This is a genomic window from Kitasatospora sp. NPDC096128 (assembly GCF_040303105.1).
GTDB lineage: Bacteria > Actinomycetota > Actinomycetes > Streptomycetales > Streptomycetaceae > Kitasatospora.
In genome coordinates this window covers 150979-169819 of sequence record NZ_JBEOSP010000008.1, presented here as the reverse complement: position 1 = coordinate 169819, position 18841 = coordinate 150979, and the positions used below count along the sequence as shown (strand labels likewise).

Sequence of the window (18841 nt, the reverse complement as noted above, 5' to 3'; positions counted from 1 at the left end):
AGGGGAGACCATGACCAGCATCTCGCGCAGGACGGTGCTCAGTGCAACCGCCGCGACCGCAGCCCTCGGCGCGGTCTCGGCCTGTTCCAGCGGCGGATCCGGTTCGGGGCAGAACTCCACTTCACCTTCCTCCGGCGGCAATGCCAACGCCGGCCAGAGCGGCACCACCGACCCGACCCAGGCGGTGGTTCCCAAGGGCGCCCCGATCGGCGACGGATCCAACGCGGACACCGGTCCGCAGCCGAACCAGCCCAAGCCCGAGAAGCTCAAGCCGGGCGAGCGCCCGCCGCAGTTCGTGGTCTTCTCCTGGGACGGCGCGGGCGGCACCGACGACGGCCAGTTCCCCCGCTTCCTCAAGCTGGCGGAGCAGTACAAGGCCACGATGACCTTCTTCCTCTCCGGCATCTACGCCCTGCCCAAGGGCAAGTCCCAGCTGTACCACCCGCCGAAGCACTCGGTCGGCGCCTCCGACATCCCGTACCTGTCGGACGGCGCGGTCAAGAGCACCCTCAAGCTCATCAGCCAGGCCTGGCTCGCCGGGCACGAGATAGGCACCCACTTCAACGGGCACTTCTGCTCCAGCCGTCCGGACAAGAACGGGGTCAACATGTGGACCCCGGACGACTGGCAGAGCGAGATCGACCAGGCGATATCCTTCGTCACCCAGTGGCGGACCAACACCGGCTTCACGGACGTCGACCCGCTGCCCTTCGACTACAAGAAGGAGCTCATCGGCGGCCGCACCCCGTGTCTGGAGGGCCAGAAGGCGCTGCTGCCGACCATCGCCAAGCTGGGCTGGAAGTACGACGCCAGCTCCGCCGGTGGGCTCCAGATATGGCCGCAGAAGGTACAGGACGGCAAGGTGTGGGACTTCCCGCTGCAGTCCATACCCTTCCCCGGACACACCTTCCAGGTCCTGTCGATGGACTACAACATCCTGGCCAACCAGTCCAACGGCAGCACCAAGGGCGACCCCTCCAAGTACAACGACTGGCGCACCCAGGCCACCAACTCCTACCTGGCCGGGTTCGACCGCGCCTACAACAGCAACCGGGCGCCGTTCTTCGTCGGCAACCACTTCGAGCAGTGGAACGGCGGCATCTACATGGACGCCGTCGAGGAGGCCCTCAAGGCCATCGCGGGCAAGCCCGAGGTCCGGCTGGTCTCCTTCAAGCAGCTGGTCGAATGGCTGGAGGTGCAGGACCAGTCGACCCTGCGCAAGCTGCGCACCCTCAACGTCGGCCAGGCGCCGGCCGGCGGCTGGGAGAGCTTCCTCGGCGCGGCGGGCTGACCCGCCCGGACTCCGGCCGGCGGGACGTCCGCACCCCGCCGGCCGTCGTCCCGGCGCGGGGCCGCCGGGCCCGTTCCCTCGCGGACCTATTCGGCGGCGGGGGCGTCCGCGAGCAACTTGCGGACGATGAGCTCGGCCCCGGCTTCGCCCCAGAGGATCGAGTAGTGGTTGCTGTCCGGCACGAGTGAGGCCGGCACCCGCGCCCGGTCCAGCCCGGACAGCCCGATCCGCTGCTCGTCGTAGAGGCCCTGCGGCTCGTCGAGCAGGCCGCGCTCCGCCCAGAGCAGCTCGGCCGGGCAGGGCAGCCGGTGCACGGCCTCGGCCGCCTCCCGGTCCAGCAGGACCTGGGCGCCGTCGGTCTGCACGGCCTCCAGCAGGCAGGAGGACCGCAGTTCGGGCTCCGAACCGACGAGGTCGCGCTGGGTGTAGGCGTCGATCCCGGCGGACCAGTCGCTGCCGAGAGCCGGGTGGCGCTGCCAGAACTCCCGATAGGCGGCACGGTCCGGGAAGGTCATCGACAGCCGGGCCAGCGCGGGGCCGAGCACCGCGGCCAGGGCATCCTCCTCACGGACAGCGCCCGGGAGCGGGAAGCTCAGGGCACCGTCCACCAGCAGGACCCGGCGGACGAGTTCGGGGTGCCGGACGGCGGTCAGGGCGGTGACCCAGGCCCCCATCGAGTGGCCGACGACCACGACGGGCCCCGCGCCGAGCCCGTCGATCAGCGCGGCCACGTCGTCGGCGTGCCGGGCCAGCCCGTACGGTCCGGCGACCGAGCGGCTGGCGCCGCGGCCCCGCAGATCGGGGGCCAGCAGGGTGGCCCGGCCGGCGAGCCGGCGGGCGACCTCGTACCAGGCGAGGCCGTTGGCCGTGATGCCGTGCACCGCCACGACCGTCGGGGCCCCCGGCCGGTCTGCGGGCCAGGACAGGACGGCCAGGTCCCCGCCGGGTACAGGGACGGTCGATTCCTCGGGCTTCAGCGGCGAGTGGCTCACGCGGGAGTACCTCCGGTGGGGCGGGCCGGGCGCGCGCCGGCCGGTGTGCGGGCCGGGCGGGCGGATCGGGCGGCGCGGATGCGGGCGGGCAGTCTAGCGAGGCCGCCGGGCAGCAGGTAGACCACCGCGACGAACAAAGCGCCCAGCAGGAAAAGGGGTTGGGAGAGCGGCACCCGCAGCGCCGCGGGCAGGTCCGCGACGGTGTGCGAGTTGGCGAGGTCGCCGAGCCGGTGGCCGGCCCAGGTGTAGAGCACGCCGCCGAGCAGCGGCCCCCAGCGGGTGCCGGATCCGCCGAGGACCACCATGACCAGCAGCGCGAGCGTGGCGTCCGAGCCGGCGGCCTGCGGAGTCGCCCCGCCGGTGAGCAGCAGGTAGACCACCCCGCCCAGCCCGGCGAGCACTCCGGACAGCACGAAGGCGACCAACTTGTAGCCGTAGGGCCGCAGTCCGAGCACCTCCACCCGGCGCTCGTTCTCCTTGATCCCCTCCCAGACCCTCCCGGCCGGGGAGTTGACGGCCCAGTGGACCGCGGCGACCGTCAGCACCAGGTAACCGACCGCGATCCAGTAGAGGTTGGCGGTGTTCTCGATCCCGAGCAGGCCGGACGGCAGCAGGTCGGCCGGGGCGGAACGGCCCTCCTCCCCGCCGGTGACACCGCCGGGGTTGCGCTGGACGAGGATCGCACCGGCCTGGGCGAAGGCGAGGGTGACCATGGAGAAGCCGATGCCGGTGACCCGCAGGCTCACCGAGCCGAGCAGCAGGGCCAGCGCCGCGGCGCAGGCGATGCCGAACAGCGCGGCGGCGACGAAGGGGAGTTGCAGTTCGAGCATGCCGAGGTCGGTGCCGTAGAGGCCGGTCGCGAAGTAGAGCGCGTGGCCGAAGGAGAGCAGTCCGGTGCGACCGAGCAGGAGGTCGTAGCCGGTGGCGAGGGCCCCGTAGAGCAGGCACAGGGCGATGAGTTGGAGACTTCCGGGGCTGCCGAGCGGGCCGTCGACCAGTCCCGGGACGGGAAGCACACTGTATGGGGCGACAAGGAGCGTGATCAGCAGGGCGATCGGCCACCAGCGTAGCGCTCCGTGCATCACTGTCCAGCGATTAGTGATTGGATCACTCGTTCGAGGGATGGCGCCGGGCTCGTCCTTGTGTTCACAATGGGTCTCGGCAAGGCTGGTGTCAGTCCCCCTTGCCACAGTGGCGGTGTCGGCAGAGCTGGTGTCAGTCCCCTCTGCTGACATGGTGGTTGCGACAGGGCTGGTGTCAGTCCCCCCTGTCGAGGTGGCGGAGCTGCGGGCGACCGCGGGGCCACCGGTGCTCGTGATCGGAGTTTCGGCGCTCACGCGAGCCTCCCGGTGAGTCCACGGGGTCGGACCAGAAGCAGTACGGCGAGCAGGACGACGACCGAGAGGTCGCCGAGCCCGGCACCCGTGTAGTAGTTGGCGAACTGCTGGACGAGGCCGACGCCCACCGAGGCGGCGGCGGCCCCGGTCACGGAGCCCATGCCGCCCATCACGACGACGACGAAGGCGAAGATGAGCAGGCCGGTCCCCTGGCCGGGGTTGACCGAACCGAAGTAGAGGCCGCCGAGGGCGCCGCCCAGCGCGGCGGCCGCCCCGCCGATGGCGAAGACGAGGGTGAAGGCCCGCCGGACGTCGATGCCGAGCGCCGTGACCATCGCGCGGTCCTCGACGCCGGCCCGGACGATCAGCCCGTAGCGGGTGCGGGCGAGGAACAGCCGAAGAGCGAGCAACAACAGCACAGCGGCGGCCACGAGCACGAAGCGGTTGACCGGGACGGTCGCACCGAGCACGTGCCAGGTGCCGGCCAGGAGGGCCGGCTGCGGGAAGGGGCGGGCGTCCGCGCCCCAGATCCCCATGAGCAGGGCGGGTACGGCGAGTCCGACCCCGACGGTGGCGAGGATCTGGTCACGCGGGCGGCTGTAGAGCGGCCGGATCAGGAACAGTTCGAGCAGGACGGCGGCGACCGTCCCGACCAGGGTGCCGAACGGCACCGCGAGCCAGAAGGAGAGGCCGGCCTCGGCACCGGCCCACCAGGTCGCATAGGCGCCGATGGAGAGCAGGGCGCCGTGCGCGAAGTTGAGCACATCCATCAGACCGAAGATCAACGAGAGACCGGAGGCAACCAGGAAGTACAGCGCACCGAGCCCGAGACCAGTACAGGAAAGGAGAACGACGGTGTCCATCAGGGCTTCACCTCCGCGGTGACGACAGGGGTGGCCGGGGAGGCCGCGGGCTGGGGCCCGCCGGCGAGCGGGTGACGGGAGCCGACGCCGAGCAGGCGGCGGGCGGCCTCCTCGTCGGCCAACAGCTCGGCAGTGTCACCCCGGTGGGCGGTCCGGCCGTCGGCCAGGACGGCGCAGGTGCCGGCCAGGCGGCCGACGAGAGCGAGGTTCTGCTCGACCAGGAGAACGGGCACGGCCTCGGCCGCCCGCGCCAGCACCCCCGCCACCTCGGCGACGATCTTCGGCGCCAGGCCCTTGGTGGGCTCGTCGGCGATGATCAGCCGGTTCCGGTTGAGCAACGTCCGGCCGATCGCCACCATCTGCTGCTGGCCCCCGGAGAGCGTTCCGGCCAACTGTCCAGCCCGCTGCTTGAGTTCGGGGAAGAGCTCGTGGACGAGTGAGTAGTTCGGCTCACCCGCCTCGGCCCCGCCCCGGGCTCCGCGCTCGGCGAGGCGGAGGTTCTCGGCGACCGTGAGGCCAGCGAAGATCCCCCGGTCCTCGGGGGCGTACCCGATGCCATGGCGAACCACCGCATGAGTAGGGAGGGAGCTGAGTTCAGTACCGGAGAGTCGAATGCTCCCGGTGCGCGGCACCAGGCCCATGACGGCCTTGACCGTGGTGGTCTTGCCGGCGCCGTTGCGCCCCAGCAGCGCAGTGACACCGGCGGGGGCCACATCGAGGTCGACGCCGTGCAGGATGTGCAACCCGTCGATGACCACCCGCAGGTCGCGGACGGAGAGGAGGGGTTCGACAGTGGACAGCCCGGCAGCGGACGGCGGGACGGAGGACGGCGGGACGGAGGACGGCGGGACGGAGGACGGCGGGACGGAGGACTGAACAGAAGCCCGGCCGGAGGACGGGACGGAAGCGGAGCGCAGAGGCGCCGAGGGGCGCGGAGAGGAGGTCACAACGCCTCACCCAGGTAGGCCTGTTGAACGGCCGGGTCGGCCATCACGGCCTCGGGGGTGTCCAGGGCTAACAGGGTGCCGTGGTGCATCACCGCCAGGCGGTCGGCCAGGCCGAGCAGGACGTCCATGTGGTGCTCGACCATGAGGACGGTACGGCCGAGCTCGCGGTGCACGGAACGGATCAGCTCGGTGAGGGCCGGTACCTCCTCCGCGCTGACACCGGCCATCGGCTCGTCCAGCAGGATCAGCCTCGGGTCCGAGACGAGCAGGACGGCGAGTTCGAGTTTGCGTTTCTCGCCGTGCGACAGCGTTCCGGCCAAGGTGTCGGCACGGTGGGTGAGTTCGGTGCGGTGCAGGATGTCGGCCACCTGCTCGGGGTAACGGTCGGCGCGGCGCCAGAGGCGGTACGAAGCCTGCGGCCCGGCGGCGGCCTGAGCCGCCAGCCGGACGTGGTCGGCGACCGTCATCCCCGGCCAGAGCGAGGAGGTCTGGAAGGTGCGGCCGAGACCGCGGCGCGCCCGGGTGTGCACGGCCTCGGCGGTGATGTCCGCGCCGTCGAGGTGGAGGCTGCCGCGGGTCGCCGGGTGGATGCCGGAGATCAGGTTGAAGAGGGAGGTCTTGCCGGCGCCGTTGGGCCCGATGAAGGCGATGAACTCGCCTTCGCCGACCGAGAAGGAGACGTCCTCGACGATCGGCACGCCGCGCACGGACCAGCCGAGGCCGTCCAGGCGCAGCACCGGCGAGGAGACGTCAGGAACCCGGTTCGAAGGAGCGGAGGAAGCCGGAGTGGAGGAATCGGAAAAGGAAGCGGCAGGAACGGGCATCGGGATCAGCCCGCCATCGGGGTGACCGGGGGCGCCACCTCGTCGGCGGTCAGGGCCTTCTCCACCGAGGGCTTGGCGGCGGCGCCGGTGCCGGTCAGCCGGACCTGGAACATCGGCTGGAGCAGGGCGTGATCCTCGGCCCGGACCGTGGTGCGGCCCTTCACCCCGTCGAAGCTCCAGCCCTCGAGCGCCTTGACCAGGGTCGAAGTGTCGTCGGCGGAACCGTGGCCGGCCTCGATCGCGTGCACGATCATCTGGGCGGCAGTGAAGCCGTCCGGGGTGAAGATGTCGGTCCTGCCGCCGGCGGCGGTGACGGCCTCGGTCATGGCCTTCTCCACCGGGGTCCCGGCGGCGCCGTCGAAGTAGTGGTTCAGGAAGGAGATCTTCTCGCCGGCCTGGCCGAACAGCGGGTAGGAGGCGGCCAGGTCCAGGCCGGTGACGACCTTGGTGTCGGTGAACACGTCCTGCTGGTTGAGCGCCGTCCACAGGGCCGCCGCGGTGCCGCCCGCCCAGGCGACGAACAGCAGGTCGGGCTTGGCGGTCTTGGCCTGGGCCGCGAAGGGGGTGAGGTCGGTGGCGCTCGGCGGGGCGAGCACCTGCTCCACCGTCGCCCCCTGAGCGCCGAGCACGGCCTTCACCGCGGCCACGTTGGCCTGGCCGAAGGCGTTGTCCTGAGCGAGCACGGTGACCTTCTTGCCCTTGGCGTCGCCGATGAACGAGGCCGCCGTCCTGATGTCCTGGTAGGACTGGCGGCCGGAACGGAAGGTGTACTTGTTGAGCCCGGTGACCTTGTCCGCGGCGGCCGGGCCGCTGATGAAGAGCACCTTGTTCTGAGCGGCGATCGGGCCGAGCTGGAGGGCGACGCCGGAAGCGGTGGAGCCGGCCAGGACCTTGTAGCCCTTGCCGATCAGGTCCTTGGCCGCGGACACCGCCTTCGCCGGATCGCCCGCGTCGTCCTGCTCCTCGAACTCGATCCGGTGCCCGGCGACCTCGCCGGTGCCCTTGGTCGCGTAGCCCAGGCCGGCCTTGAAACCGTCCAGGTACTGCTTGCCGTAGGCCGCCAGCGGCCCGGTCTTGGAGTACACCAGGCCGACCTTGACCGGTGCCTTCGCGCCACCACCGCCCGCCCCGTCCGTTCCGGCGGTGCCCGCCTTGGCGCAGCCGGCGGCGAGCAGGACGCACGCCGCGAGGGCGGCGAGCCTCCGGGTCGGGCCACCGGTGCGGGCCCTGCCCGGGCGGGTGCCGGAGGCGGTCCTGGTGGGGACTGTGGTGCTGCGCATGGTGACCGACTCCAGGGGTGCGGCGGGGTGGATGCCGGAACCGTAGGTGTGCGGTGCGACCGGCGACATGTGACCGATCGACGTAGCGACGTGCCCTGCTGTGGCTCCGGTCGACATACCGCCGGCCCGGTGTCGCCGCCCGGGCATCCGGATGTGGCTCGTCGACAGAGGTCCGCGATCGGCCATGGCGATCACCGCCATGGCCGCGACGCCCCACGGCCGGGGACGGTGGGAACGGTGGGAGCGGCTCGGCCGCCGGGCAGGTCCGGCCAGACTCGCCCCCCAGGCACAACACATCCCCTCCGGCACCCCCATGAGGTGATCCCTCGGAAGGATCCTGGCCTCCCCCGCCACCGCGGTCGGGGACATCCCCGACGGCGCGGTGCCGGCATCCCGGCGTTCTTCACCCCGGCAGGGGTCGGCACCCAGGTCGGGGAGGGCGGACTGCCCTGGCGCCACGCGTCGGACGGTTCGGTGGCGCTGGCCTCACCACCCAAGGAGGTAAGGGAGTTCGGCGGCCGCCGGCACCTGCTGGAGGAGGCGATCACGGCGGACTTCGCGCTGGTCCGGGCGGAGGTCGCGGACCGGCACGGCAACTGCGCGTTCCACACCGCCGCCCGGCACTTCAACCCGCTCTGCGCGGCGGCGGGCCGGATCACGCTGGTCGAGGCGGACCGGATCGTCGGACCGGACGAGCCGGCCCCGGACGCGGTGCACCTGCCCGAGGTGCGCGTGGACCGGGTGGTGGCCGCCGATCCCGTCGACCGCCGCATCGAGCGCCGGACCGTCCGCCCCGTCTTCCAGGAGTCCTGACCCTTGGCCCCGGAGGGGCTGCGCCTGGTGGAGACGGCCCCGGGGGTGAGCTCGGACGAGGTCCGGGCGGCCACCGGCGCCGCCCTGCTGCCGCTCCGACCCGCGCCGCACTCTGCCCCGTGCACTCTGCCCCGCACAGAACTGTGGCCTGTATCGAACTCTGACCTGCACCAATCCGGTTCGACGCAGCCAGCCGCACCCGGCCGGACCGCCGGTAAACAACTCCCCTCGGTGGCCCGGCCGTTCGCTTACCCGCTGTGGCATCGTCCACTCGCCGCCGTGCCGAATTCCGCTGCATTAGCACCATCGCAAGCCACCGTGGCCGGGAACCGTAGTATCTTCACGCCTGAGCAGTGATCGTCGCGTGGAACGGTTGCGATCAGCGTGACGCTCCAGGAGAGTTGAGCAAGCCACGGATCCCTTCGCGCCCGGTGGGGAAGCTGGATAGTGCGCCGGGGTCCCGCATTGGAAGCCGCCGTGCCGGCTCACGACCGAACCGGTCGCACACACTCCACGTATCGGGTTCCCGATACGGGATTCCCGGTGTCGTGTTCTGCCCGGGCGGCTCCGGGGCGAGGCGAGCACCGCCAAGCACAGCACGTCGCAAAACTCCGGGGGGAGCACGTCATGACCGATCCGTCCTCGCGACGAAAGGACGGCGGAACGGCCCGTCAAGGCACGGACCTTGACCGCCGTCGAGGCCACAGCAGTAGCCGCAGCAGCAACCACAGTCGTAGCCGAGGCCACAGCCGCGGCCGCGGCCGAGGCGCCGGGCAGGTCGACGAGGTCGCACTGCGCGCCGAGCCGGTGCCCGAGGCCCCGTACGACTACGGCTATTTCAGCCGCCTGGCCGGCCCGGCCGTCGATCCGGACGAGGACCGGGAGCGCGGTGGTGGTGTCTACCGGCGGACGCCCGCCGACACCCCGGGGGCCGTGGGCACCGAGCCGGGCGCCCCCTACCGGGTCCAGTACCGGAGCCTGCTGCGGCACGATCCGCACCGGTTCCGGGCCGCCCTGCTCCTGATGGCGGCCCCGCTGGTGGAGGCGATCCTGCTGGTCTGGCTGCTGCTGCCGGAGCACTGGCCGGAGCGCCCCGACGAGACCGACGTCCTGGTGCTGCTCGGGGACAAGGTGATGATCGGCATCATCGCGGTGGTCGAGGTGTTCCGACTGGTCAACGTGGTCTCCAACACCCACGCGACCCTGGTGGCCCGGGACCCGATACCGGTGACGCCGGAGTCCGGCACCCGGGTCGCGTTCCTCACCACCTGCGTGCCGGGCAAGGAGCCGCCGGAGATGGTGCGGGCCACGCTGGTGGCGGCCCGCAGCGTCCGGCACGAAGGACCGTACGACGTCTGGCTGTTGGACGAGGGAAACGATCCTGCAATGCGGGCCCTCTGCACCGAGCTGGGCGTCCGGCACTTCAGCCGCGCCGGCCGTCTGCACTGGAACCAGCCGAAGGGGCGGTTCCGCGCCCGGACCAAGCACGGCAACTACAACGCCTGGCTCCAGGCCCACGGCGACGACTACGACTTCTGGGTGTCCGTCGACACCGACCACGTACCGCTGCCCGACTTCTGCGAGCGCATGCTCGGCTACTTCCGCGATCCGGACGTGGCATTCGTGGTCGGACCCCAGGTGTACGGGAACTACCGCAGCTCGGGTTCGGCCGTCACCAAATTCTCCGAGAGCCAGCAGTACCTCTTCCACGCACTCATCCAACGCGCCGGAAACCATTACGGCGCACCGATGTTCGTCGGCACCAACAACGCCGTCCGAATCCGCGCGCTCCAGGCGATCGGCGGGTTGTACGACTCCATCACGGAGGACATGGCGACCGGTCTGGAGTTCCACCGGAACCGGAACCCGGAGACCGGGGCGAACTGGAAGTCCGTGTACACCCCGGACGTGCTCGCCGTCGGCGAAGGCCCGTCCTCCTGGACCGACTTCTTCTCCCAGCAGCTGCGCTGGAGCCGCGGCACCTACGAGACCCTGCTCACCCAGTACTGGCGGGTGCTCTGGCGACTGTCACCCGGCCGGCTGCTCAACTACACGCTGATGGTGGGCTTCTACCCGATGGCGGCGCTCACCTGGCTGCTCGGCGGCGTGTCCAGCGTGCTCTACCTGGGCTTCGGCGCCTCCGGCGTGCACGTCTCCTCGGAGCTCTGGATGATGCTCTACAGCGACGCCGCCGCGCTCCAGCTACTGCTCTACACCTGGAACCGCAAGCACAACGTGAGCCCGCACGAGCCGGCCGGCTCCTCCGGGGTCGCGGGCATGGTGATGTCGGCGCTCTGCGGCCCGGTGTACGCGGCCTCGCTGCTCCAGGCCCTGGTGCGCCGCCGCAGCGGCTTCGTGGTGACACCCAAGGGCCGTGAGGCCAGCGCCGACCGGATCGGCACCTTCCGCTACCACCTGTTCTGGACCGTGGTGTTCGGCGGCGCCGTCGCCGCGTCCTTCCACACCGGCTACGACCACGTCGCAATGCGCACCTGGGCCTGCATCGCCCTGGGGCTGACCGTGCTGCCGCTGCTGATCTCGGCCGGCGACGCCGTCCGCCGCCTCCGCACCCGGCCCACCGCCGCCCTGACCGTGACCGGGGACCCGGCCGGGACCCCCAAGGTCCTGCTGGAGAAGCGCCCTCCGCGCCACGCCCGCGGCCACCCGGGAACGGGAACGGGACCGGCGACATCAGCGGCACCGGCAGTCACCCCGCCCCGGCCCGACGCGCTCGACAGCCCGACCCTCGCGCTCCGCCTGGCCGTGCCCGACAGCCCGACGGTCACGCTCCGCCTGGTCCCACCGGACGACCTGGCGCCCGACCACGCCGAGCGCAGCACGCCCACCCACTGAGCAGCAGGCCCCGACTCAGGCGCCAGCCCAGGCCCAGGCCCACCGAACCAGTCCCGCCCGCCTCCCGAGGGGACCACCACCGTGAAGATCCACAAGACCGGCCGCACCAAGCGCTTCGCCCTCGGCAGCACCGTCGCGCTGACCGTCGCCGGGATGAACGCCCCGGCCGTCCTCGGCTTCGCCGGCGACCAGTACCACCAGTACGTGATCAACCGCCCCGAGTACAAGGCGCGGTACGGCCACTGGCAGACCCTGTCGCTGCCCGCCGAGTTCCGGGTCAACGCCGTCCACGCCACCCTGCTGCGCACCGGCAAGGTGCTCATCGTGGCCGGTTCCGGCAACGACGAGAAGCAGTTCAACGCGGGCACCTTCAAGAGCCTGCTCTGGGACCCGGCGAAGAACACCTACAAGCTGATACCGACCCCCGCCGACATGTTCTGCGGCGGCCACGCCTCCCTCCCGGACGGCCGGGTGCTGGTGGCCGGCGGCACCCAGCGGTACGAGAAGCTGGACGGCGCGGTGAAGAAGGCGGCCGGCGTGATGCGGGTGCGCAACGAAAGCCCGGACCGCGACCGCACCTTCCCCAAGGGCACCGTGTTCGTCGCCCCCAACGGCCGGGAGTACGCGAGCACCGTCCCGGTGACCGTTCCCGCCGCGACCAAGAGCGGCGCCGGGAAGCAGACCGTGGTCACCGCCGGCGAGCAGCACGTGTTCGTCGAGGCGCTCGGCGAGGGCCGGGACTACGTGAGCGACTCCCCCGCCCAGTACCGGATCAAGGGCCTGACCGGCGCCGACGCCCACAACCTGTACGGGCAGAGCGAGAAGCTGACCCTGGACAAGCAGGAGTACCAGGGCATCCGCTCCGCCTTCGAGTTCAACCCGGACACCGAGCTCTACGAGCAGGTCACCGACATGGCGCACGCCCGGTGGTACCCGACGCTGACCGGGCTGGGCGACGGCCGGGTGGTCACCGTCTCCGGCCTGGACGACACCGGGCAGATCCTCAACGGCAACGACAACGAGGTCTACGACCCGAAGTCCAAGACCTGGGCGAAGGGCCCCGACCGCTACTTCCCGACCTACCCGTCGATCTTCCTTACGGCCTCCGGCAAGCTCTTCTACTCCGGTTCCAACGCGGGTTACGGCCCGGCCGACAAGGGCCGCCAGCCGGGCGTCTGGGACCTCTCGAACAACGGCTTCCAGCCCGTGCCCGGCCTGCGCGACCCGAACCTGACCGAGACCTCCGCGTCGGTGCTGCTGCCGCCCGCGCAGGCGCAGAAGGTCATGGTGCTGGGCGGCGGCGGGGTGGGCGAGTCCCCGCTGTCCACGGCCCGCACGGACATCATCGACCTGTCCGCGCCCAAGCCCGCCTTCGTCCCGGGCCCGGACCTGCCGGCCGGCGGGACCCGCTACCTCAACAGCGTGGTCCTCCCGGACGACACCGTGTTCACCACCGGCGGCTCCAGCGGCTACCGCGGCCGGGGCGACAGCGACCTGCTCAAGGCCCAGGTGTACCACCCGGATTCCAACACCTTCAGCACCGCCGCCGAGCCCGCCGTCGGCCGCGACTACCACTCCGAGGCACTGCTGCTGCCGGACGGCCGGGTCGCCGTGCTGGGCTCCAACCCGCTGTTCGCCGACAAGGCCGAGACCCAGCCCGGCGGCTTCGAGCAGCGCATCGAGATCTACACCCCGCCGTACCTGTACCACGGCGACCGCCCCGAGGTGACGGCCGCGCCGACGGCGGCCAAGCTCGGCGGCACCGTCCGGGTCGGCACCGCCCGGCCGGACGCGGTGACCACCGCCAAACTGATCAGGCCGAGTTCGGTGACCCACGTGACCGACGTCGAACAGCGCTCGGTCGCCCTGGACATCACCGGGCGCACCGCCGACGGGGTGTCGCTCACCCTCCCCGGCAACCCGAACCTGCTGCCGCCCGGCTGGTACATGCTGTTCCTGACGGACGCCGCCGGCACCCCTTCGGTCGCCCGCTGGGTCCAGGTCACCGGCTGACCGCCCAGCGCAGCACGGCTCAACTCGCCACGGCCCAAAGCACCGCAGCCCAACACGCCGAAGCCCAACGCGGACCGAAGCGGCTCAGGGAACCGCGCCTCAGCGCGCCGCCTGCGCCAGCCCGAGCGCGTACGGCAGCCAGAACTGGCCCGCCCGGGGTTCGCCGCGGCCGCACTCGCCGTCCGACTCCCCCGGGTTCTTGATCCACAGGTAGGCGTCGACCCCGGACCGCCCGGTCTCGGTGGTCGGCGCCTCGCCGAGCGCCCGGCCGGGCGGGTTGCACCAGGAGTCGGCGCCCGCCGAGCCGTTGCCGCTGCGGCTGGTGTCGATGACGAAGTGCTTCCCGCCCAGGGCGGCGGAGAGCCGGTTGCCGTAGGCCACGTTCCGGTCGGTCGGGTAGAAGTTGGCGACGTTCACGGCGAAGCCGTCCGCCGCCGCGATGCCGGACTTGCGCAGCGCCCCGGCCATCTCGTCCGGGTCCTGCGCCCAGCCCGGGTTGCCCGCGTCCAGGTAGACCCGGACGTTGGGACGCCTCTTCAACTCCTGGACGGCGAAGGCCAGCAGGCCGTAGCGCTCGGCGGCCAGGTCGCCCTTGATCCCGCAGGTGTCCAGGGTGTGGGCGACGGCGTCCGGCTCCAGCACCACCCAGGCCTTGCGGTCGCCGAGGACCTCGGCGACGCCGGTGATCCAGGAGCGGTAGGCGGCGGCGTCGGCGGCGCCACCGGCCGAGTACTGGCCGCAGTCCCGGTGCGGGATGTCGTACGCGACGAAGACGGCCGTCCGGCCGGCCTCGGTGGCCCGTCGGCTCACCTGGTCGGCGATCTCCCGGGCGCCCTGTTCGCCCAGCCACTGGGAGGACGGCTGGGCGGCGATCCGCAGCAGGGCGTCGGCCTCGGCGGTACGGCCCTGGCCGCGCAGCACGGCGAGTTGCTGGGCCGCGTTGGTCCGGTCGGAGACGTAGAAGTCCTGCCCGGGAAGCTGGTCGAGGCCCGCGGGGCCGACCGTCGGACTCACGGCGGCACCTCCGGAAGCTCCGGGCGCTCCGGAAGCTCCGGGGGCCTCGGGGCCACCGGGAGATCCGCTCAGTGCGCCGCTCCCCCCGCTCCCCCCGCCGCCCTCGGCGCTGCACCCGGCGACCGCCAGCAGCGCCAGCAGCGCCGGACCCGCGATCAGCCCGACCCACCGAATCGTTCCTGCCCGCCCCACCCCGCGCACGTACCGCCCCTCCGAGCCGACTCCCGCCCCCGTCAAACCGGTCCGGCGACCGATCGGCACCAGCTAAGCACACCCGTCCCGGGCCGACGGCCGGCATCGGTGAACGACAAGTGGCCGTGGGCGCACGGGAATCCGAACCCCGTCCACCCACGGCCACCGACAGCCCGGCTGTGCGTCAGCCCTGCTTGAGGTCCGGCACCCGCCAGTCGATCGGCTCGCCGCCGAAGCCGTCCAGCGCAGCGTTGATCTGCGAGAACGGACGGCTGCCGAAGAACAGCTTGGCGGACAGCGGCGACGGGTGCGCGCCTTGGACCACCACGTGCTTCTCGGTGTCGATCAGCGGCAGCTTCTTCTTGGCGTAGTTGCCCCACAGCACGAAGACCACCGGCTCCTCGCGCTCGCTCACCGCCTTGATCACCGCGTCGGTGAACTTCTCCCAGCCCTTCGCCTTGTGCGAGTTGGCCTCGTGGGCACGGACCGTGAGCACCGCGTTGAGCAGCAGCACGCCCTGCTCGGCCCAGTGCATCAGGTAGCCGTTGTCGGGGGCGGGGATGCCGAGGTCGGCGTCCAGCTCCTTGAAGATGTTGCGCAGCGAGGGCGGCGTCTTCGTCCCGGGCAGCACCGAGAAGCTCATGCCATGGGCCTGGCCGTTGTCGTGGTACGGGTCCTGGCCGAGGACGAGCACCCGGACCTTCTCGTACGGGGTGGCCTGGAGCGCGGCGAACTCCTGGCCGCTCGGCGGGAACACCTCGTGCTCCGCGCGCTGGGCCGCCACGAAGGCCGCCAGCTCCGCGAAGTACGGCTTCTCCGTCTCGGCACCGAGCACCGCGCGCCAGGACTCGGGCAGCTCCAGCCCGCCGCCCTCGCCGGCCTCGACCACGCCCGCCTCGACCGTGTCCGCCTCGACCGTGTCCGTCACGACATCTACCTCCCACACCGCGGCTGCTGCGCCGCCCGCCCTCTTACACCCCGAACGCTACACAGCCCCACCGACAACTCACTCCACGGTCGCCGACGCGGGTGCGGACACCGGAGCCGACGCGGACACCGGAGCGGACGCGGGCGCGGGCGCGGACACCGGGGCCGCCCCACCGGCCCGAGCCGCGCGCCCCACCTTCACGTGCTCCACCCAGTTGAGCCCCACCAGCAGCACGGCCAGCACCACCAGCACCACCAGCGCCGGCAGCCGCACCATCGCGGGCAGCAGTGCCAATACCACCGCCGCTGCGGCGATCCGGGTGGTCGAGACCCGGCGGAACATCATCCACCGGGTGTACCCGAAGGTCAGCAGGTACAGCCCGCAGCCGCCGTACAGCAGCGCCACCGACCCGGCGCCGAGCGCCCGCCACGGGTCCGCGACCGTCTCCCCGAAGCCGACCGCCACCCCGATCACCCCGGCCGCCAGCACCAGGTGCCCGTACTGGAAGACCCGCCGGATCACGTCCCGCCGGGAGTCGGCGACCTCCACCGCGTGCCGCATGGCGTCCGCCGCGAACACGAAGTACTGCCACCACAGCCCGGCCGAGATGGTGAACGCGGCCGCGACGGCGACCAGTTCGGGCGGGTCCAGCCGGGCCGTGGCGGCCGAGCCGCCGATCCCGACGACCGATTCGCCGAGCGCCACCAGCAGGAACAGCGCGAACCGCTCCGGCATGTGCGACGGGTGGTACACCACGTTCGCGAGCCGCCGCCGGAACACCAGCGGCGCGGACAGGTCGCAGAGCGCGGCCGCCGCCCACAGCGCCAGCCGCGGCCCGTCCGGCAGCAGTCCGCCGACCAGCAGCAGCGGCCCGCTGACCAGCACGCCCGCCCCGTACGGGCCGCGCCACACGCCGGGGAGGCGCACCAGCAGGAGCAGCAGCACCACTCGGGCCAGCCAGTACGCCGCGCCGAGCAGCACGCCCCGGCCGCCGTACGCGCCCGGGACGGCGAGCGCCATGAACAGGCCGGCCAGTCCGACCAGCAGGATGCCCAGACGGTCGCGCGGGTTGTCCACGTCGCGGATGTTGGCCTGCACGGTGGTGCCGACCCAGCACCAGTACACCGGCACGAACACCACCAGGGCCCGGACCAGGCCGGTGAGGTCGTGCTGGTGGTGCAGCAGCCCGGAGACCTGGGTGATCGCGAAGACGAAGACCAGGTCGAAGTACAGCTCCGCCCAGGTGACCCGCTTCTCGGCCTCCTGGGCTCCCTCCCCGGCCGCCTCCCCCACGACCTCCCCCACGACCTCCCCCACGACCTCCCCCACGACCTCCTCCGCGACCTCCCCGGCCGCCTCCCCCGTCGTGCTCATCCGCCCGGTCCTCCCCACGCGTACGGAACGAGCCCCGCCCCGGCGCTCGGCCGGGACGGGGCTCGCGAGTGCACCGCAGAGGCTAGACCAGCTCGACCAGGTCCGCGATGGACTTGACCACCCGGGTCGGCCGGTACGGGAAGCGCTCCACGTCGGTGGCGGAGGTCAGGCCGGTGAGCACCAGGATGGTCTCCATGCCGGCCTCCATGCCCGCGACGATGTCGGTGTCCATCCGGTCGCCGATCATCACGGCGGTCTCGGAGTGGGCACCGGCGGTGTTCAGCGCCTCGCGCATCATCAGCGGGTTGGGCTTGCCGACGAAGTACGGGTCGACGCCGGTGGCCTTGGTGATCAGGGCCGCGACCGAGCCGGTGGCCGGCAGCACGCCCTCGGTGGAGGGGCCGGTCTCGTCCGGGTTGGTGCAGATGAACCGGGCGCCCGCGTTGATCAGGCGGATCGCCTTGGTGAGCGCCTCGAAGGAGTAGGTCCTGGTCTCGCCGAGGACGACGTAGTCCGGGTTGTTGTCGGTCAGCACGTACCCGGCCTGGTACAGCGCGGTGGTGAGGCCGGCCTCGCCGATCACGTACGCGGTGCCGTTCGGGCGCTGGCTCTTGAGGAATTTGGCGGTGGCCAGCGCGGAGGTCCAGATGCACTCCTCCGGCACCTCCAGCCCCATTCCGGCCAGTCGGGCGCTGAGGTCGCGCGGGGTGTAGATCGAGTTGTTGGTGAGGACGAGGAAGGGCTTGCCGGACTCCCGCAGCCTGCGCAGGAACTCCTCCGCGCCGGGGATCGGCGTGCCCTCGTGGATGAGGACCCCGTCCATGTCGGTCAGCCAGGACTCGATGGGCTTGCGCTCTGCCACGTGCGTGTCTCCCGAAGTGATGCAAGGTCTTGCGGTGGGGCCCTGACGCGGCACAGCCTAATCCGCACGGGTGGCCGGGGACAGGACGTCCCGTCCACCGGGATGCGACGGCTGTGGGGTGGAAACCGGGAGCAATGGGAAAGCGGGGGCGGGCGGGGGCATCGTGATTGAGTAGGGCGCATGAACCCGCTGACCGCCTCCCGTCCCCTTCGTGTCGGCCTGATCGGCTACGGCCTGGCCGGCTCCGCCTTCCACGCCCCGCTGATCGCCACCACTGCGGGGCTGCGGCTGGACGCCGTGGTCACCGCCAATCCGGAGCGCCGCGCGCAGCTGGGGCAGGAGCACCCGGGTGCGCGTGCCGTCGACACTCCTGAGCAGCTGTTCGCCGACCCGGACGCGCTGGACCTGGTCGTCATCGCCTCGCCCAACCGCACCCACGCGCCGCTGGCCCGTGCCGCCCTGCGGGCGGGCCTGGCCACCGTGGTGGACAAGCCGCTGGCCGGTACCGCGGCGGAGGCGCTGGAGCTGTGCCGGCTGGCGGAGGAGCGGGGCGTCCTGCTGTCCGTGTTCCAGAACCGGCGCTGGGACGGCGACTTCCTCACCGCGAGCCGGCTGGTGCGCGGCGGCGCGCTCGGCCGGGTGCACCGTTTCGAGTCCCGGTTCGAGCGGTTCCGCCCGAAGCCCAAGGCGGGCTGGCGGGAGCTGGCCGACCCGGCCGAGGTCGGCGGCACCCTGTACGACCTGGGCAGTCACCTGGTCGACCAGGCGCTCACGCTGTTCGGGCCGGTCGAGACGGTGTACGCGGAGATCGACGTGCGGCGGGACGGCGCGGTGGTGGACGACGACGCCTTCGTCGCCCTGACCCACGCCTCCGGCACCCGCTCGCACCTGTGGACCAGCGCGATCACCCCGCTGATCGGCCCCCGGCTGCGGGTGCTCGGCGACACCGCCGGGTACGTCAAGCACGGCATGGACCCGCAGGAGGCCGAGCTGCGCGCGGGCCGGCGCCCGGGCGGCGCCCAGCGGTGGGGCGCCGACCTGCCGGAGCACTACGGCACCCTGGGCAGCGACGGGTCCGCGATCACGCTGCCCACCGACCCGGGCGACTACCCCGCGTTCTACGCCGGCATCGCCGCCGCCCTGGCCGTCCCCGGCACCCCGCCCCCGGTCGACCCGCGCGACGCGGTGGCCACCCTCACCGTCCTGGAGGCCGCCCGCACCTCAGCGGCCACCGGCTCGACGGTCCGGGTGGGCTGAG

At 72.1% G+C, this 18841-nt stretch carries 14 protein-coding genes and 1 pseudogene; 5 read left to right on the top strand and 10 right to left on the bottom strand.

Translation table 11 applies throughout. The annotated features are described in order from the left end of the window. Nucleotides 1–10 precede the first annotated feature (10 nt). The gene (locus ABTY61_RS12090; protein WP_350504844.1) at nucleotides 11–1291 is read left to right on the top strand and encodes a polysaccharide deacetylase family protein; all 1281 of its coding nucleotides are present in this window, start codon (nucleotides 11–13) and stop codon (nucleotides 1289–1291) included. A gap of 86 nt (nucleotides 1292–1377) precedes the next feature. Here ABTY61_RS12090 and ABTY61_RS12085 read toward each other — a convergent pair whose 3' ends face one another. From ABTY61_RS12085 to ABTY61_RS12060, 6 genes are all read right to left on the bottom strand, one after another. Further along, entirely contained in the window at nucleotides 1378–2283 is a 906-nt protein-coding gene (locus tag ABTY61_RS12085; protein WP_350504843.1) for an alpha/beta fold hydrolase, read from the bottom strand. Beyond that, entirely contained in the window at nucleotides 2280–3365 is a 1086-nt protein-coding gene (locus ABTY61_RS12080) for a branched-chain amino acid ABC transporter permease (RefSeq protein WP_502895278.1), read from the bottom strand. Before ABTY61_RS12080 ends, ABTY61_RS12085 begins: the two co-directional genes overlap by 4 nt. A gap of 251 nt (nucleotides 3366–3616) precedes the next feature. Next, nucleotides 3617–4483: a branched-chain amino acid ABC transporter permease gene (locus ABTY61_RS12075; protein WP_350504842.1), complete on the bottom strand. Its 867-nt coding sequence runs from the start codon at nucleotides 4481–4483 to the stop codon at nucleotides 3617–3619. Beyond that, on the bottom strand, nucleotides 4483–5283 hold the full coding sequence (locus tag ABTY61_RS12070; protein WP_350504917.1) for an ABC transporter ATP-binding protein: 801 nt from the start codon (nucleotides 5281–5283) through the stop codon (nucleotides 4483–4485). Before ABTY61_RS12070 ends, ABTY61_RS12075 begins: the two co-directional genes overlap by 1 nt. A gap of 143 nt (nucleotides 5284–5426) precedes the next feature. Next, nucleotides 5427–6167, bottom strand: a complete 741-nt coding sequence (locus ABTY61_RS12065; protein ID WP_502895277.1) for an ABC transporter ATP-binding protein — start codon at nucleotides 6165–6167, stop codon at nucleotides 5427–5429. A 92-nt stretch (nucleotides 6168–6259) separates the two neighbouring features. After that, nucleotides 6260–7534, bottom strand: a complete 1275-nt coding sequence (locus ABTY61_RS12060; RefSeq protein ID WP_502895280.1) for a substrate-binding domain-containing protein — start codon at nucleotides 7532–7534, stop codon at nucleotides 6260–6262. Between the two features lie 372 nt (nucleotides 7535–7906). On the opposite strand from ABTY61_RS12060, the pseudogene ABTY61_RS12055 reads away from it, so the two are divergent. The 3 genes and pseudogenes from ABTY61_RS12055 to glxA form a co-directional block, all read left to right on the top strand. After that, a pseudogene (locus tag ABTY61_RS12055) lies at nucleotides 7907–8511 on the top strand (CoA transferase subunit A); the annotation flags it as partial. Nucleotides 8512–8974: 463 nt separating this feature from the next. Further along, nucleotides 8975–11200 (top strand): glycosyltransferase family 2 protein, encoded by a 2226-nt coding sequence (locus ABTY61_RS12050; protein WP_502895276.1) that lies wholly within the window; start codon nucleotides 8975–8977, stop codon nucleotides 11198–11200. An 81-nt stretch (nucleotides 11201–11281) separates the two neighbouring features. Further along, nucleotides 11282–13213, top strand: coding sequence for a radical copper oxidase GlxA (gene glxA / locus ABTY61_RS12045; protein WP_502895275.1), 1932 nt, complete (start codon nucleotides 11282–11284; stop codon nucleotides 13211–13213). Nucleotides 13214–13312: 99 nt separating this feature from the next. Here glxA and ABTY61_RS12040 read toward each other — a convergent pair whose 3' ends face one another. The 4 genes from ABTY61_RS12040 to ABTY61_RS12025 form a co-directional block, all read right to left on the bottom strand. Beyond that, nucleotides 13313–14227 (bottom strand): glycoside hydrolase family 6 protein, encoded by a 915-nt coding sequence (locus ABTY61_RS12040; RefSeq protein ID WP_350504838.1) that lies wholly within the window; start codon nucleotides 14225–14227, stop codon nucleotides 13313–13315. A 376-nt stretch (nucleotides 14228–14603) separates the two neighbouring features. Beyond that, on the bottom strand, nucleotides 14604–15281 hold the full coding sequence (locus ABTY61_RS12035; RefSeq protein WP_350504915.1) for a uracil-DNA glycosylase: 678 nt from the start codon (nucleotides 15279–15281) through the stop codon (nucleotides 14604–14606). Between the two features lie 144 nt (nucleotides 15282–15425). Continuing rightward, nucleotides 15426–16721 carry a low temperature requirement protein A gene (locus ABTY61_RS12030; protein WP_350504837.1) on the bottom strand — a complete coding sequence of 432 codons (1296 nt, stop codon included), beginning with the start codon at nucleotides 16719–16721 and terminating at the stop codon, nucleotides 15426–15428. A gap of 82 nt (nucleotides 16722–16803) precedes the next feature. Next, nucleotides 16804–17583, bottom strand: coding sequence for an HAD-IIA family hydrolase (locus ABTY61_RS12025; protein ID WP_350504836.1), 780 nt, complete (start codon nucleotides 17581–17583; stop codon nucleotides 16804–16806). A 180-nt stretch (nucleotides 17584–17763) separates the two neighbouring features. On the opposite strand from ABTY61_RS12025, the gene ABTY61_RS12020 reads away from it, so the two are divergent. After that, a complete protein-coding gene (locus ABTY61_RS12020) occupies nucleotides 17764–18840 on the top strand; it encodes a Gfo/Idh/MocA family oxidoreductase (protein WP_350504835.1) in 1077 nt (358 codons plus the stop codon). The last annotated feature ends 1 nt before the right edge of the window (nucleotide 18841 follow it).

Bases quoted from the DNA above. Each gene is read 5' to 3' on its own strand.
- ABTY61_RS12090 (WP_350504844.1), top strand. From the start codon at position 11: ATGACCAGCATCTCGCGCAGGACGGTGCTCAGTGCAACCGCCGCGACC.
- ABTY61_RS12080 (WP_502895278.1), bottom strand. From the start codon at position 3,365: ATGCACGGAGCGCTACGCTGGTGGCCGATCGCCCTGCTGATCACGCTC.
- ABTY61_RS12075 (WP_350504842.1), bottom strand. From the start codon at position 4,483: ATGGACACCGTCGTTCTCCTTTCCTGTACTGGTCTCGGGCTCGGTGCG.
- ABTY61_RS12060 (WP_502895280.1), bottom strand. From the start codon at position 7,534: ATGCGCAGCACCACAGTCCCCACCAGGACCGCCTCCGGCACCCGCCCG.
- ABTY61_RS12050 (WP_502895276.1), top strand. From the start codon at position 8,975: ATGACCGATCCGTCCTCGCGACGAAAGGACGGCGGAACGGCCCGTCAA.
- ABTY61_RS12030 (WP_350504837.1), bottom strand. From the start codon at position 16,721: ATGAGCACGACGGGGGAGGCGGCCGGGGAGGTCGCGGAGGAGGTCGTG.
- ABTY61_RS12020 (WP_350504835.1), top strand. From the start codon at position 17,764: ATGAACCCGCTGACCGCCTCCCGTCCCCTTCGTGTCGGCCTGATCGGC.